Genomic DNA, 14,018 nt, shown 5'->3' with positions numbered 1-14,018 from the left:
AGATGCAAAAGGATAGTAAAATATATGTTGCGGGACATCGTGGTATGGTAGGCTCAGCAATCATGAGAAGATTGGCAGCTGCCGGATTTCACCATTTTATTACACGAACGTCTTCTGAATTGGATCTTCGTAATCAGCAGGCTGTAGCCACATTTTTTGAAAACGAGAAGCCCGAATACGTATTTCTTGCAGCAGCAAAGGTCGGTGGTATCGTAGCTAATAACACCTACCGGGGAGATTTTATTTATGAAAATCTGATGATCCAGAACAACGTGATCCATCATTCTTTTAAGGCAGGGGTAAAGAAGCTGATGTTCCTGGGATCCTCCTGTATTTACCCAAAAATGGCACCGCAGCCGTTAAAGGAAGAATATTTGCTAACCGGTCCGTTGGAACCAACCAACGAGCCTTATGCCATAGCCAAGATTGCAGGCATTGAGATGTGTGACGCATACAGGGCGCAATATGGATGCAATTTTATCTCGGTAATGCCGACCAACCTATACGGCCCCAATGATAATTACGATTTGAATAATTCACATGTTTTACCTGCGCTGCTTCGAAAAATTCATGAAGCACACGTTAAGAGCGTACCGGAAGTAGTTATATGGGGAACCGGAACACCGAGACGGGAGTTTCTTCACGCGGATGATATGGCGGATGCTTGTTTCTACCTTATGGAGAACTATGATGAAAAAGGATTGGTTAATATTGGTGTTGGAGAAGACATCAGTATTGTAGATCTGGCAAAGCTGATTTGCGGGATTGTTGGCTACAAAGGCCAACTGAAATTTGACCATACCAAACCTGACGGCACTCCACGTAAATTGATGGATGTAAGTAAACTTCATTCTTATGGCTGGAGGGCCAATATAGAGCTGGAAACAGGTATAAAGAATGTTTACAGACAATTATTAGAAACCGGCTGGTCCTGACCAGCTTTAACGGGATTTTTTTTTGCTTAAAAAGTATTCCCTGTTAAATTTTGACAACAGTTTATGACCACCATCTTCCTTCCAGCTAAAATATGCTACCTATACCTGTAACTTTTCCTTTCCCAGGGCGTTTTAAATTTTAGCTGAGACGCTATGCCGTGAAAAAAGCGGGGTCTGGTTTAATATATCCTTTATCCTGAGGGTTGTATTGTTATTTCAGGAATCCAATATTTATGAATTTATCCCTAAGAGTAAGCTGCCTGTTGCTGTTTTCTTTTTTGCAGGCGTGTAACCGCGGTACCGGCACCATTGTAAAAACTGAAGAGGTACAATATTATTACCTCGAACACCTTAAGGGTACAGATGCAAAAGTAAAGGAATTGGATAGAGCAGTCAGAAATAAGGCTTCCCTTCCTCAGATCCGGGAACTATTCAGGCAAGCCAGGCTGTACTATAAAAAGGTGGAGTTTCTAACAGCATACATAAATCCTGAATTGGCCAAAGTAATTAATGGCGCTCCAGTTCCTGAAGTGGAAGAAGAAGATAATGCCAATACCATCCAGCCCCCTGAGGGCTTTCAGGTGATAGAAGCATTATTGTACCCTGAATATAACAGTAAGGATAGTACAGAATTGTCAGGGCTGACAAAAGAACTTATTATAAGCTTACGACAAGCTATTTATATTTCTGAAAAAAAGCAACTCACAGACACTATAGTTTTTAAAGCACTTAGAAAGGAATTATTCCGGTCTTCTGTACTTGGACTTGCTGGATATGACACTCCGTTGAGCGGAAATGCTATACAGGAAGTTGCTTCGGTTTGGTCGTCATTCCATGATATTATAGCTATTTACAACGACGAGTTAGGTAAATCTGATCCTGCGGCGTGTAAGAAGATGAATAATCTTGTAGACAGTGGCATTGCTTATTTACAGCATAACCAGGATTTTGATTCATTTGATCGGCTGCATTTTTTTACGACGTATGCAAACCCTCTGGGGACAATGATTGTAGGTTTGTTGAAGCAGGCAGGGATAGTGATAAGCGGTTCAAAAGAACTTGTGAGTACCTCAGCAGGGAGTCTCTTTGATAAGAATGCTTTCTCTTTTGATTTTTATATCAGTGATGAAGAAGAATATCCCGGTGAAGAAAAAGAGGCGCTTGGTCGCTATCTGTTTTTTGACCCGGCTCTTTCCGGAAATGGCAAACGTTCATGCGCCACCTGCCATCAGCCGGGGAAAGCATTTACAGATGGCTTTGCAAAAAGCCCGGCTATCAGTGGCCAGGTTTTCATAAACAGAAACACCATTACCTTGTTGAATGCAGGTATACAACCGGCACTATTTTATGATGCACGGGTAACTTACCTGGAGGACCAGATCTCCGACGTATTGTCCAACCCCAACGAAATGCACGGTTCTATTGCAAAAACAATGGATGTAATACGTGGAAGTAAGGTATATGCCGCACTTTTTAAGAAAGCTTTTCCCCGGTCGGCAGAGGCACTTACGCCATATCATCTGCAAAATGTAATTGCCACTTATATTAGATCCCTGACCAGCTTTAATTCGCCATTTGACAGGTATATGCGCGGTGATCATTCGCAGTTAAACCGTGAGGAAATACATGGTTTTAATCTCTTTATGGGGAAAGCTAAATGTGGCACATGCCATTTTGCACCTTTATTTAATGGCTCGCTTCCTCCTGATTTTGCCAGGGCAGAGGTGGAAGTCATAGGTGTTCCCCGGTTTCCAGGATCAAGAGAGGTTGACGAAGACCGGGGACGCTACAACCTATACCCAGCGGACCCATACCTATATGCCTTCCGTACACCAACACTTAGAAATATTGCGCTTACTGCACCATACATGCATAACGGAATCTATTATACTTTGAAAGAAGTACTGGATTTTTATAATGATGGTGGAGGGATTGGACAGGGTATTGCGTTAGTAAATCAGACGCTCCCTCCGGAAAAGTTAAATCTTACAGAGGAAGAAAAACAAAGTATAATCTCTTTTCTAAAGAAATTAACAGATACCGCTGCAGCCCATAAGTTACCAGTCGCGTTGCCTCCCCTGGATAGTGAACAGGCTGTATTCAGAAAAGTAAATCTGTATAATTGATATCCTTTGATGTCGGATTTTAAGTTTAGCTATTAGTAATCAAATTTCCTAACCCAAGCAATTGTTGCTTCATGTATCATCTGAAAATTAAGCAGGTAGCCGTGCTGGCTCTACTCACTGTTACTGCTGTTATTTATTCCTGTAAAAAGTCTTCCAACAACGAATCAGTAGCACCACCAATACAACCCGGCGCGGATTCAGTTATTAGTGACGGTGCTATACTAAATGGTTATCCCGATAAGATGTCTTATTTCCCCGGAGATAGCGCTGCGCTCTTTATATCTACAGACAGTGTACATAAAAAGAAATCAGTTAACGTATATGACATGGCTGGTGACGTGAGTTTTGTTGTAAAAGTTGAGCAGTCATATCACCAAAGTCCTAAGGGAGAACTCCCATCAGAGGATGGTTTCCAATATGAACATCCCATTCGCTTCAGGATTCCAGCCAATGCGAAGACGGGCGTCTACCTGGTTGGTAAGAAAATTCCCTTTGTAATTAAATCAAAAGATGCTGCGGACTTTACAGTAGTATACCCATCCAACACCGAGAACGCCTACTCGGAATCCGGCAGGAGAAGTCTTTACACGCTTCCTGTAGCAAAGAAAGTTTCCTTTCTTCGACCTATCCGTTTTTCCGAATATGGTGGCCCCGGCTTCCTTAAATGGATGTTAACGCAAAACTATAAATACACGGTTATCTGCGACCAGGACCTGGAAAACTTCGATAACATAAAAGGCAAAATCCTGATCATTATTGGGCACAGTGAATACTGGTCAAGGCCAGCCAGACGGAACTTTGACAGGTTTGTAGCTGAAGGAAAGCATGCGTTGGTACTTTCCGGTAATGTAATGTGGTGGCAGGTTAGAGTGGACAGCCTGCAACATCAGCTTGTTTGTTATAAAGGATTGGGTGAACCCCCTATTGCCGATAGTCTGAAGACAATTTACTGGAAAGAATCAAAATTAAAATATCCTATTATCGCAAGTATTGGATGCGATTTTGATGGAGGCGGCTATGGCACTATAGCTAAGAATGATGGTTGGGAGGGATTTAAGGTAACCAGTCCCAATTCCCCTCTTTTTGCCGGTTTGGGTCTTAAAAAGGGGGATATTATCAGATGTCCCAGCAGAGAGTATGATGGCGCCCCTCTGACTGGTTTCGAGGCGGATGGCACACCGATTCTTAATACTAAACTGCTCAAATTTGAAAAAGTAGAATTATTGGGATATGATTTTGCTTTCAGAACAATAAAAACGGTGCCTACGGCTATTGTGTTTAAAAAAACGCCCGCATCCGGAACGGTTATCAATATACCGACCACCGATTGGTGTACTATGTATTCCTTTACGCTGCCAAGGATACCGCAAATCACTACCAATGCTATAAATGGGTTACTAAAAGACCAAAACATGTTTTCAAGGTAGTTTTCCTGTATCGGATTTATAAACAAAGACAGCCGGGCCCATTAGCGCTTCCGGCTGTCTTTGCTTTTCAGGAAGGTGGCTGCTAACTTAATTCTCAGTTATAGTAGTGATACTAATGTGCTTAAAAGCATATATTTGCGTCTTGCAAGCACACATTAATACATGTTACATACAAAGATTGTTAAAGCCCTTTTCACTTTAAGTTGTCTCGCTATTAGTTTTGGATCATTTGCGCAGAGTGCCGGCAGACAGTTTTCCTTAGGCTTTTATAAAGCCACCGCTGATACCAACAGTTTCAGCTATCATTCTTCCCAACGGGACTACATGATACAACCAGAGTTTCAACTCCCCCAGGAAGATTCCACGAAGAAGAGAAGCTGGTTTCACCGTAAGCTCTTCAACGAACACCTGCTCCAGTATAGTACGGCAGACTATGATTTTTATGCCAGTTTTTTACCTGATCTGCTTATTGGGAATAGTTCTGATAATGGCACTACATGGTTGAATACACGAGGTGTGATTGCCGGAGGACGTTTGGGGAAAAACTTTACATTTCGTACAGAGTTTTACGAGAACCAGGGCAAGTTTCCAGAGTACATTGATCGCTACGGTCGTCAAACGATGATTGTTCCGGGGCAGGGGCAATGGAAAGACTATAGCAACGGGAAAGCTTTTGACTTTGCGTATTCATCTGCCTTACTCAGTTATAAGGCCGGGAAATTTCTTGATTTCCAATTGGGATATGACAAAAATTTCATAGGTGATGGATACAGGTCCATGCTCCTTTCTGATAATTCGTTTAACTATCCCTTCCTTAAGGTAATAGCTAATGTAGGAAGAGTACAGTATACCACAATGTGGGCACAGTTTATTGATATGAAATATCCGAGGGCCTCGTACGACAATGGCTATCGGAAAAAGTGGGGGGTGTTTAACTACCTCGACTGGAATGTATCAAAGAAAGTTACGATTGGCTTTTTCGAGGCTGTTATTTGGCAGGACTCCGATTCAACCGGAAAAAGAGGGTTTGATATGAGTTATCTCAATCCTATTGTTTTCCTGCGCCCGGTGGAATTCTCAGTAGGCTCTCCGGATAATGCACTCATGGGGCTGAATGTAAAATATGCACCTTCGGTTAACTCTACCATATATGGGCAGTTTTTGCTTGATGAATTTAAATTCAGTGAAATGACCAGTGGAAAAGGCTGGTGGGCAAATAAATTTGGAGGACAAATAGGGTTCCGTTCAAACAATATCTTTAAGGTGCCCAGGCTGAATGTTCTGACTGAAGTAAATGCAGCACGACCATATACTTACTCACAGCGGTCTACGTTAAACAACTACGGACATTATAATCAACCGCTGGCACACCCAATGGGGGCTAATTTCATCGAGTGGGTTAATATCGCAGACTATCAATACCGTAGATGGTTCTTTAAAGGCGAATTAATGGTGGCAAAATATGGCCTGGATACTGCGGGTATAAATTATGGGAAAGATATTTTTAAGTCTTATAATACACGTAACGAAGATTACGGGAACCATATTGGTCAGGGCTTGAAAACTAACTTAACCTATGTTCAGGGCTCAGTAGCCTTTTTGCTCAATCCAAAATATAACTTGCGTTTGGAACTGTCTGTAACAGGTCGAAGAGAGAAAAATAGCCTGTACGACAACAAAGAGCTGATATTTCAGTTTGGCCTACGCAGTAGCTTCAGACAACTTTATTACGACTTCTGATGAAATTATATACAGACACAAGCCCTTCCGCACCAGCGCAAGGGCTTTTTTATTTTTCATCGCAAAGAGGGGAGGATAATAATGGACAAAGGCCGAAATAACTATTTGTCGAAAAAAATGTCAGGTACAGGAAACCCTGATTATCCTGTAATGAATATACGAAAAAAATCATAATATCAAATACATAATCCCTGTTCCCTTCCAGTGTTGCCGATAATTTATAACTTCGCACCATGCATTACGTTACAGTAGAAGGGCTTACCAAATCTTTTGGAACCAAACCATTATTCAGGGATATTTCTTTTCATATCGAAGAAGGAGATAAAATAGCGCTGGTGGCGCTTAACGGAACAGGAAAATCCACCTTGCTCCGCATTTTATGCGGAAAGGATGTGCCCGACAGTGGGAAAGTCTGGATTCATAAAGACGTAACCGTTGTAATGTTGGAGCAGCAATCCGACTTTGATCTCTCGAAAACTGTAATCGAAAACATCTTCAATCATAATAACCCGGTACTAAACGCTATCAAAGAGTATGAACTGCTTACCGAGGAAGGACATGAGCCTGATCTGGATAAGTTAACCGACTCCATTGCTAAAATGGACGAGTTGAATGCCTGGCATTTCGATACCAAAGTGAAACAGATATTAGGAAAACTTAACATTCATAACCTGGATCAACCAGTCGGCTCCCTTTCAGGCGGCCAGCAAAAAAGGGTAGCACTGGCTAAGGTGTTGATCGAAATTGGCTTCGAGCATAAACACGTATTGCTTATCATGGATGAGCCCACCAACCACCTGGACGTATCTATGATTGAGTGGCTGGAGAATTACCTGGATCAGGAAAAGGTAACGCTGCTGCTTGTTACGCACGACCGGTACTTCCTGGATAGCGTTTGTAACGAAGTCATGGAACTGGACCAGGAACAGCTTTTTATTTACAAAGGAGATTATGAAAATTATCTCGAAAAGAAGGCTGCCAGGGAAGAAAGCGAAAAATCAAGTGTGGATAAAGCCCGTAACCTTTACCGTAAGGAATTGGAATGGATGCGTAAACAGCCTAAAGCCCGTACTACCAAATCCAAATCCCGCCAGGATGCTTTTTACGAGGTAAAGGAAAAAGCCAGCACCAAAGTAGCTGACCAGCAACTGGAACTAAATGTGAAGATGACCCGCCTGGGCGGAAAAATCCTGGAGCTAAAGAAAGTCTATAAATCTTTTGGAGATCTGAAGATCCTGAAAGGGATGGATTATACCTTCAAAAAAGGAGAACGGGTTGGCATTGTTGGTAAAAACGGGGTTGGTAAATCTACCTTCCTGAATATGTTGTTGGGTACAGAACAGCCCGATTCCGGGAAGATCAATATCGGTGAAACCATTGTGTTTGGTAATTATTCCCAAACGGGTCTGGTGGTAAAAGAAGATATGCGGGTGATAGAATTCGTAAAGAATATTGCCGAGAACTTTCCATTAGCAGATGGTACTAAAGTAAGCGCCGCACAATTCCTGGAGCTATTTCTTTTCCCGGCGGAAAAGCAATATACCTACATCTCAAAACTGAGCGGTGGTGAGAAAAGAAGGTTGCACCTTTTATCGATCTTATTCCGCAATCCAAACTTCCTGGTATTGGATGAACCTACCAATGATCTCGATTTACCAACCCTTAGCATCCTGGAAAGTTTCTTACAGGAATTTCAGGGTTGTGTAATCATTGTGAGCCACGACCGGTATTTTATGGATAAACTGGTGGAGCACTTGTTTGTTTTTGAAGGAGATGGCGAAATCCGCGATTATCCTGGCAACTATACTCAGTACCGTGAATGGCAGAAGGAAGAAGACAAGAAGAAGACCATTGCACCTAAAAAAGAAGCGGTACCGGAACCCACGGTAACAGTGACTCCTGTTGTAGAGAACAAAGGCCGCAAGATGTCTTTTAAAGAGAAACGGGAACTGGAGCTGCTGGAGAAAGAGATTGAGCAACTGGAAACAGAAAAGAAAAAAATTGAAGCCTCTTTGTCAAGTGGAGAATTGCCCTTTGATAAGATGGAACCCCTGACCCACCGGATTGGTGAAATTATTCAATTACTGGATGAGAAGGGAATGCGTTGGCTGGAGCTGAGTGAAATAAATGGATAAATAGTGCCATTATCTATAGAGGAGGACTGATATCTTCCTCTATAGATAAAATAAAGGTCATCAAATCGAATCAATAAGTGCTGAGAGAACATCTCCCAATACGCTTATTCTTTGTGCTGCTTCTTCTTCCAGTTTATTAACGTCTAATTTCCAATGGCTGCTTTTATGTTGTTCAAGCACCGTTTTCATTTTATCTGCGAGGTCAGCATGATTGTTTACCTGGAAAAAAGTTACCAGCGGATCATTGATTTCTTTATTAATATCTATATCAGAGATGATGGCTGGCTTTGAAAAAGCAATAGCGTCATAGGTAGCTCCGCCACCGGGTCCACCTTCGAATAGAGTGGGCTGTATCAGCGCTATTGAATGCAATAACAGCTGGATCTGATCCGGCTTTGAAATGTACCCCAGAAAAAATACGTTGTCTTCAATTCCTAAATCCCGGATTTCTTTTTTCAGCGAGTCAAAATAATCAGCGCGCCTGGAATCGCCGGTATCACCTGTGCAGACGATAGCAATCCGTTCATTCGATATGGAATGTAAAATGTGCAGGGCACGGAAAGCTGTAATATGTGATTTGTGTATCCAGAACTGATTGGAGATGATGAAATACTTATCAGGTAAGGCATACCGGCTCTTTATCTCCGTAAAATTACTGCTAAGTAATTGCCTGTTGAATAAAGGCGTAAAAGGAAGATTGGTGACTTTGGCAGTACTGTCCGGATAAAACTTTCCAATATCTTTTTTTACTGCGTATGAGTTTACAATTACATGTTTGGCGGTGTGTACAGTGTTGCCAAATTGTACTTGCCGGTGTTTAATTTCTTCAGGGGTGAAAAACTGTGTAAGATATTCATGCTGGAAATCGTAGATGTAGCCCACCCAGGGAATATCAATATCCGGGTTTACTGCTTCTATGCAGGGAATAAGCAGGTCGATACGGTGCCGCTTTACTGCTTTCTTTAAGCTTTTTTTATAGGTAGCACTTTTCGCTTCCTGGCTAAACTCCTGAAATAAATCCCGGTGATCGCTGAATTGCCGTGGGGCATTATTTTTTTTATTCGTGAAACGTGACAGGCTTCTTCTTACCCTATCCCTGAAGCTTAACTGATCAGGTAATAATATGACTACCTCATATTTCTTTGTAGCAAGAATACTTCGAATGATCATCCTGAGAAAATCAATTCCACCTCCCCATCCGATGAAGCCTGCAGCATGTATACCTATTTTTCTTTTCTGCATAACCTCAAACGGTTTCCCTGTTTTTATAAAAATCAAGAATGAGGTTAGAGATGTAGGTGATCTCTTCAGAAGTCAGTTCAGGAAAGCTTGGAAGATTGATACCTCTCCAGCCTAAGTCTTCGGCTACGATATGTCTTTCATATTTACCGGAGTACATCGGCATGGTGTGGGCGGGATAAAAGAGTGGTCTTGTTTCAACGCCGGCTTTTTTAAGGACGTCCCGCAATTCATCCCGTTCATCGGCATTTTTTACCAGGATGGAACACATCCAATAGGAGTGAAAAGCATTTTCAGCTTCTGCATGAAAAGTAACACTGCTGCCGTTAAAGGCATGTTGGTATGCTTTTGCAATCTCTCTTTTTCGGGTGATGATTTCTTCCACCCTTGATAGCTGTGCCACTCCGATGGCCGCACAGATGTTTGTCATGCGGTAATTATAGCCAATCACATCATGCCAGTACTCCCGGTGCTTAGCCAGCCCCTGGCCTTTGAAATGCACCATGCGGTCGTAAAGGGTTTGGTCGTTTGTTACTACCATGCCACCTTCGCCTGTCGTGATTGTTTTATTACCGAAGAAACTGAAGGTAGAAATATCGCCAAAGGTGCCGGCGTACTTGTTTTTGTATTTACTGCCAATGGCTTCTGCGCAGTCTTCTATGAGAAAAAGGTCATGCGCTTTACATATAGCCGCCAGTGTATCCATTTCACAGGGATGTCCGTATAAATGAACCGCAATCACTGCTTTGGTTTTGCTGGTGATCTTTTTCTTCACGTCTGCCGGGCTGATCTGCCAGGTTTCTGCTACAGAATCAACGAAAACGGGTGTGGCGCCGGTATAGGCGATGGCGTTTACAGATGCGATGTAGGTTAAAGTAGGTACTATCACTTCATCTCCGCTGCCAATACCCAATGCTACCAATGCCAGGTGCAGCGCAACGGTGCCGTTACAAACAGCTGCGGCATGATCCATACCTAAATAGTCAGCAAACCCCTTTTCAAATTCGGTGATGAATTTTCCTTTGGATGAAATCCAGGTAGAGTCCAAACACTCGAGCACATTTTTCTTTTCCAGTTCTCCTAAAGAAGGCCGGTAAACAGGTATTTTATAATTATTCATGGATAATTATTATCAGGATGAATGATTTTAACGGGTATTCAGCGATCAATTGGTACTTTATGGATTCCCGCGGCTTAAATGAAATTCAGGATATGCATTTACTTCTAAAAAGCCCCTGAAAATCGCTTGCAAAGCTAAACATTAACATACAAATAAACGCTTTCCCGCTGTAAAAATCGCTTTGTTGAATATGTTTTTTATTATATGCAATGCTTCACGGATGCAGTGGCAAGTCTCGATTTTCAGCACCGGGCATAGAGAGGTAAGACTTTCCGTATGGAAGGGTTATAAAAATAAACTACCGGCAATCCTGGAAGTTGCCGGTAGCTTACAGATTAATAGTATGTCCTGGTAATTATGGATGAACAGGAAGTTTCTCCTGCTGCTTCTTCCACTCTTCCAACGCTGTGATCTTCTTATTCTGTTCTATCAGGTACAGCGTTAATTCCTCTACTTTCGCCAGTAACTTCTTATTCATTTCTCCCACATCGATACCTTCTTTTTCTACTTCGGCTGCAGAAGGAATGCCTTCCAGGTGCTGGTTAGAGCGCACATAGCGTTCTACTTCCGCTAAAGAAGGAAGCTGATAACTTTGATGGAATACATAATCTGCCCAACCAGCCTGGGTTACTTTTACCCGCTGGGCGGTAATGGTGCCTTTAACGGAAAGCTCCGACTGTGGAGTATATGTTCCGATGCCAACGCCAACATCGGTAATAATGAGCGTTTTTTGATTATTTGCTGTGGTACCTCCAACAAGCAGCACGGGTAGATATTTCGTGGATCCGGGTGTCCGGTCAAATCCAATGAAGGATGCCCGTCCGCCAGACATCCCTATTTCTGCAGCAGGCCCGGTCCCGTTGGCGGTATACCAACCTTTAAATCTGCCTTGACCTTCCCAGTCGGTTGCGCCCATGCCATCGATTCTGCCAATCTGCGTAGTACCTCCATAAAATTTAAAGCCCTGGGTGTTTAAAGCTCCAGGGATGCCAAACCACATATGACTATTTTCCATCCCGATGTCCCAGCCGGAAGTAGTAGCATTCAATGCGGAATTCCACAAAATAACTTTACTGCCAATACTCCGCGTGGTAAAGGAAGGCCCGGCTAAGCCCACTGCATTGAAGCTTATATTATTGGAAGTAGTGTTCGACATCAGGAAGGTGCCGGTTGTATTCTGTACCTGTGCACTGGCTACCTGGAGTATACCGCCACCGGCTTTTGGTACCAGATTAACATTGCCATTGTCACTTGCAAGATAAACATCCTTATTAGTTGTACTCCCCAAACCTACGAATCCATCCCTGGTGGTATTGTCGCTTTGCATAAATTGCAGATAGGATGCGTTAGCGGTGGTACCAGTACCCTGTATTTTAGACCCGTTGGCAGCAGTAAGATTATTAACAATAACATTACCGGTTGCCCTTTCTATGGCCAGTCCGGTTCCCAGGAAAGCGCCAGTGTTTGAATACCGGAATAGTCTGAAATCAGCGCCCGCATTGGAAGCCCCCTCAGCCCCAATAAAGCCCTGGGTCCATCTGAGATTAGCAGGCGTATTACCGTCGCCGGTGAACATATGGAAGTGGGCCGTTCCTGTCGCACTTGTACCTGCCGTTGTTTTCAGGGTATTAGATTGCGCTGTTCCGGAAATGTAGAAATTTGACGAAGGCTGCAGCGTAGTCTGATTGTTAATATAGGTTTGCGCATGACCTACCGATACGATACCTGTTAGCAATAACAGCGATGATAATTTTTTTTTCATAGATTAAATCAGGGATGGGTTAATCGTTAAATCCGGTACTTTAATTTTTCAGGTGACCGGTGTCGTCCGAAGTTAATAAATGATTCAGATATTGCAAACTTCAAAAAGCTGCTGCTATCTGATTAAAAACGCCCAATTCCAGTTATACTGCAATTGGGCGTTGATGTAGTAGCCTCGTCAAGAATCGAACTTGAATCTGGAGCTTCGGAAACTCTTATACTATCCATTGTACTACGAGGCCATAAAACTCGCGCAAATCTACATTTTCTAATGTAGAATCCCAAATTGCATTAAAGATTGATATTACTTTTAAAGATTTTTACGGCAATAGCCAGCAGGATCACCCCGAAAAATTTACGGAGTACCATCAGCCCGGCCTTGCCCAGCAAGCGTTCTATATAGTTCAGGCTACGGAGTACCAGGTATATGATCACCAGGTTGAGGCAGATGCCTGCCAGGATATTATATTGCCCGAAGTTGGCCTTGAGCGACATAATGGTGGTCAGGGTACCGGATCCGGCGATTAGCGGAAAGGCAATAGGTACCACGCTGCCGGCTTTGGCATCAGGGTCTGTTTTAAAAAACTCCAGCCCCAGGATCATTTCCAGCCCGATTACAAATATTACGATAGAACCCGCTACAGCAAAGGAGTGTACGTCTACGCTCAAAAGTTTAAGGAAAGGTTCTCCTACCAGGAGGAATAAAATCATCAGGAAACCCGATGCCAGCGTGGCTTTGCCGGCATCTATGTGTCCGAGCTTTTCCTTCAGGGATACCAGTACCGGGATGGAGCCAACAATATCAATCACTGCAAATAACGTAAAGGTAATGGCCAGAATTTGGTCGATGCTGAACATGAATGCTATTTTGTGTAAATATAGGGAGATTGATGAACGTTTTTATCCTGGCCGCTTTCTGCTTATATTTGTTTTAATTACGTTTAGTATGACAGAGGATATCATCATTCAGATCAGTAATAAGATCAAAGAAAAGAGAAAGGCAAAAGGAATTACCATCCAGGAGCTGGCCGACAGGGCCGAGGTGAGTAAAGGGCTGATATCCCAGATAGAGAACAACAGAACAGTACCCTCCCTGCTGGTACTCATCAATATTATCAAGGCCCTCCGGCTGGACATGAACGAGTTCTTCAACGAAATCGATCAGCAAACCCAGAGCGCAAAAGTCATCATCAAACAAAAAGCCGCCTACCAGGAGTTTGAAAAAGAACCCGCCAAAGGATTTGTTTATAAAAGAGTGCTCACCAAAAATGTAAAGAATTTCCCGGTAGATATCGTGCTGCTGGAGCTGAAAAAGGGCGCCCACCGCTCACAGACAGTAAAAACCGATGCCTATGAGTATAAATATATTATCAAAGGCAGCGTTGAATACCTCATCGATAATGAAAAATATGTGCTGGAAGAAGGCGACTCCCTCTTCTTCGACGGCCGCCTCGGACACAAACCCCGCAACATAGGCCCGGACAATGCACAGATCCTGGTCGTATATTTCTTCCTCGGCAACGACAAATAAGGAT

The 14,018-nt window shown here is 42.9% G+C and carries 10 protein-coding genes and 1 tRNA gene; 6 read left to right on the top strand and 5 right to left on the bottom strand.

Annotated features, from left to right (window positions below; all coding sequences use genetic code 11):
• The first annotated feature begins 2 nt into the window (after positions 1-2).
• The 5 genes from AB6805_RS05985 to AB6805_RS05965 all read left to right on the top strand — a co-directional run bounded on the left by AB6805_RS05985 (position 3) and on the right by AB6805_RS05965 (position 8,363).
• Positions 3-935 (top strand): GDP-L-fucose synthase family protein, encoded by a 933-nt coding sequence (locus tag AB6805_RS05985; RefSeq protein ID WP_370909244.1) that lies wholly within the window; start codon positions 3-5, stop codon positions 933-935.
• A gap of 233 nt (positions 936-1,168) precedes the next feature.
• Positions 1,169-3,061, top strand: coding sequence for a cytochrome-c peroxidase (locus AB6805_RS05980; protein WP_370908541.1), 1,893 nt, complete (start codon positions 1,169-1,171; stop codon positions 3,059-3,061).
• Positions 3,062-3,132: 71 nt separating this feature from the next.
• Positions 3,133-4,488 carry a N,N-dimethylformamidase beta subunit family domain-containing protein gene (locus AB6805_RS05975; RefSeq protein ID WP_370908540.1) on the top strand — a complete coding sequence of 452 codons (1,356 nt, stop codon included), beginning with the start codon at positions 3,133-3,135 and terminating at the stop codon, positions 4,486-4,488.
• A gap of 162 nt (positions 4,489-4,650) precedes the next feature.
• Entirely contained in the window at positions 4,651-6,228 is a 1,578-nt protein-coding gene (locus AB6805_RS05970) for a hypothetical protein (protein ID WP_370908539.1), read from the top strand.
• 233 nt (positions 6,229-6,461) lie between these two features.
• Complete coding sequence (locus tag AB6805_RS05965; protein ID WP_370908538.1) at positions 6,462-8,363, top strand: ABC-F family ATP-binding cassette domain-containing protein; 1,902 nt, start codon at positions 6,462-6,464, stop codon at positions 8,361-8,363.
• 60 nt (positions 8,364-8,423) lie between these two features.
• Here the strand turns inward: AB6805_RS05965 and AB6805_RS05960 are convergent, their stop codons facing one another.
• The 5 genes from AB6805_RS05960 to AB6805_RS05940 all read right to left on the bottom strand — a co-directional run bounded on the left by AB6805_RS05960 (position 8,424) and on the right by AB6805_RS05940 (position 13,341).
• The gene (locus AB6805_RS05960; protein ID WP_370908537.1) at positions 8,424-9,605 is read right to left on the bottom strand and encodes a glycosyltransferase; all 1,182 of its coding nucleotides are present in this window, start codon (positions 9,603-9,605) and stop codon (positions 8,424-8,426) included.
• 4 nt (positions 9,606-9,609) lie between these two features.
• A complete protein-coding gene (locus AB6805_RS05955; protein ID WP_370908536.1) occupies positions 9,610-10,722 on the bottom strand; it encodes a DegT/DnrJ/EryC1/StrS family aminotransferase in 1,113 nt (370 codons plus the stop codon).
• Between the two features lie 355 nt (positions 10,723-11,077).
• Complete coding sequence (locus AB6805_RS05950; RefSeq protein WP_370908535.1) at positions 11,078-12,484, bottom strand: hypothetical protein; 1,407 nt, start codon at positions 12,482-12,484, stop codon at positions 11,078-11,080.
• Positions 12,485-12,653: 169 nt separating this feature from the next.
• Positions 12,654-12,725 (bottom strand) — tRNA-Arg (locus tag AB6805_RS05945).
• Positions 12,726-12,774: 49 nt separating this feature from the next.
• Positions 12,775-13,341: a MarC family protein gene (locus AB6805_RS05940; protein ID WP_111579865.1), complete on the bottom strand. Its 567-nt coding sequence runs from the start codon at positions 13,339-13,341 to the stop codon at positions 12,775-12,777.
• An 88-nt stretch (positions 13,342-13,429) separates the two neighbouring features.
• On the opposite strand from AB6805_RS05940, the gene AB6805_RS05935 reads away from it, so the two are divergent.
• Positions 13,430-14,014: a helix-turn-helix domain-containing protein gene (locus tag AB6805_RS05935; protein WP_370908534.1), complete on the top strand. Its 585-nt coding sequence runs from the start codon at positions 13,430-13,432 to the stop codon at positions 14,012-14,014.
• The last annotated feature ends 4 nt before the right edge of the window (positions 14,015-14,018 follow it).

This window comes from Chitinophaga sp. RCC_12 (assembly GCF_041360695.1).
Lineage (GTDB): Bacteria > Bacteroidota > Bacteroidia > Chitinophagales > Chitinophagaceae > Chitinophaga.
The sequence above is the reverse complement of the archived record's forward strand: the minus strand, read 5'-3'. Positions and strand labels throughout refer to the sequence as shown.

What these genes read in the sequence shown, in the direction of transcription:
- AB6805_RS05935 (WP_370908534.1), top strand. Translation starts at nt 13,430, where the DNA reads ATGACAGAGGATATCATCATTCAGATCAGTAATAAGATCAAAGAAAAG.
- AB6805_RS05980 (WP_370908541.1), top strand. Translation starts at nt 1,169, where the DNA reads ATGAATTTATCCCTAAGAGTAAGCTGCCTGTTGCTGTTTTCTTTTTTG.
- AB6805_RS05975 (WP_370908540.1), top strand. Translation starts at nt 3,133, where the DNA reads ATGTATCATCTGAAAATTAAGCAGGTAGCCGTGCTGGCTCTACTCACT.
- AB6805_RS05955 (WP_370908536.1), bottom strand. Translation starts at nt 10,722, where the DNA reads ATGAATAATTATAAAATACCTGTTTACCGGCCTTCTTTAGGAGAACTG.
- AB6805_RS05960 (WP_370908537.1), bottom strand. Translation starts at nt 9,605, where the DNA reads ATGCAGAAAAGAAAAATAGGTATACATGCTGCAGGCTTCATCGGATGG.
- AB6805_RS05965 (WP_370908538.1), top strand. Translation starts at nt 6,462, where the DNA reads ATGCATTACGTTACAGTAGAAGGGCTTACCAAATCTTTTGGAACCAAA.
- AB6805_RS05970 (WP_370908539.1), top strand. Translation starts at nt 4,651, where the DNA reads ATGTTACATACAAAGATTGTTAAAGCCCTTTTCACTTTAAGTTGTCTC.
- AB6805_RS05985 (WP_370909244.1), top strand. Translation starts at nt 3, where the DNA reads ATGCAAAAGGATAGTAAAATATATGTTGCGGGACATCGTGGTATGGTA.
- AB6805_RS05940 (WP_111579865.1), bottom strand. Translation starts at nt 13,341, where the DNA reads ATGTTCAGCATCGACCAAATTCTGGCCATTACCTTTACGTTATTTGCA.
- AB6805_RS05950 (WP_370908535.1), bottom strand. Translation starts at nt 12,484, where the DNA reads ATGAAAAAAAAATTATCATCGCTGTTATTGCTAACAGGTATCGTATCG.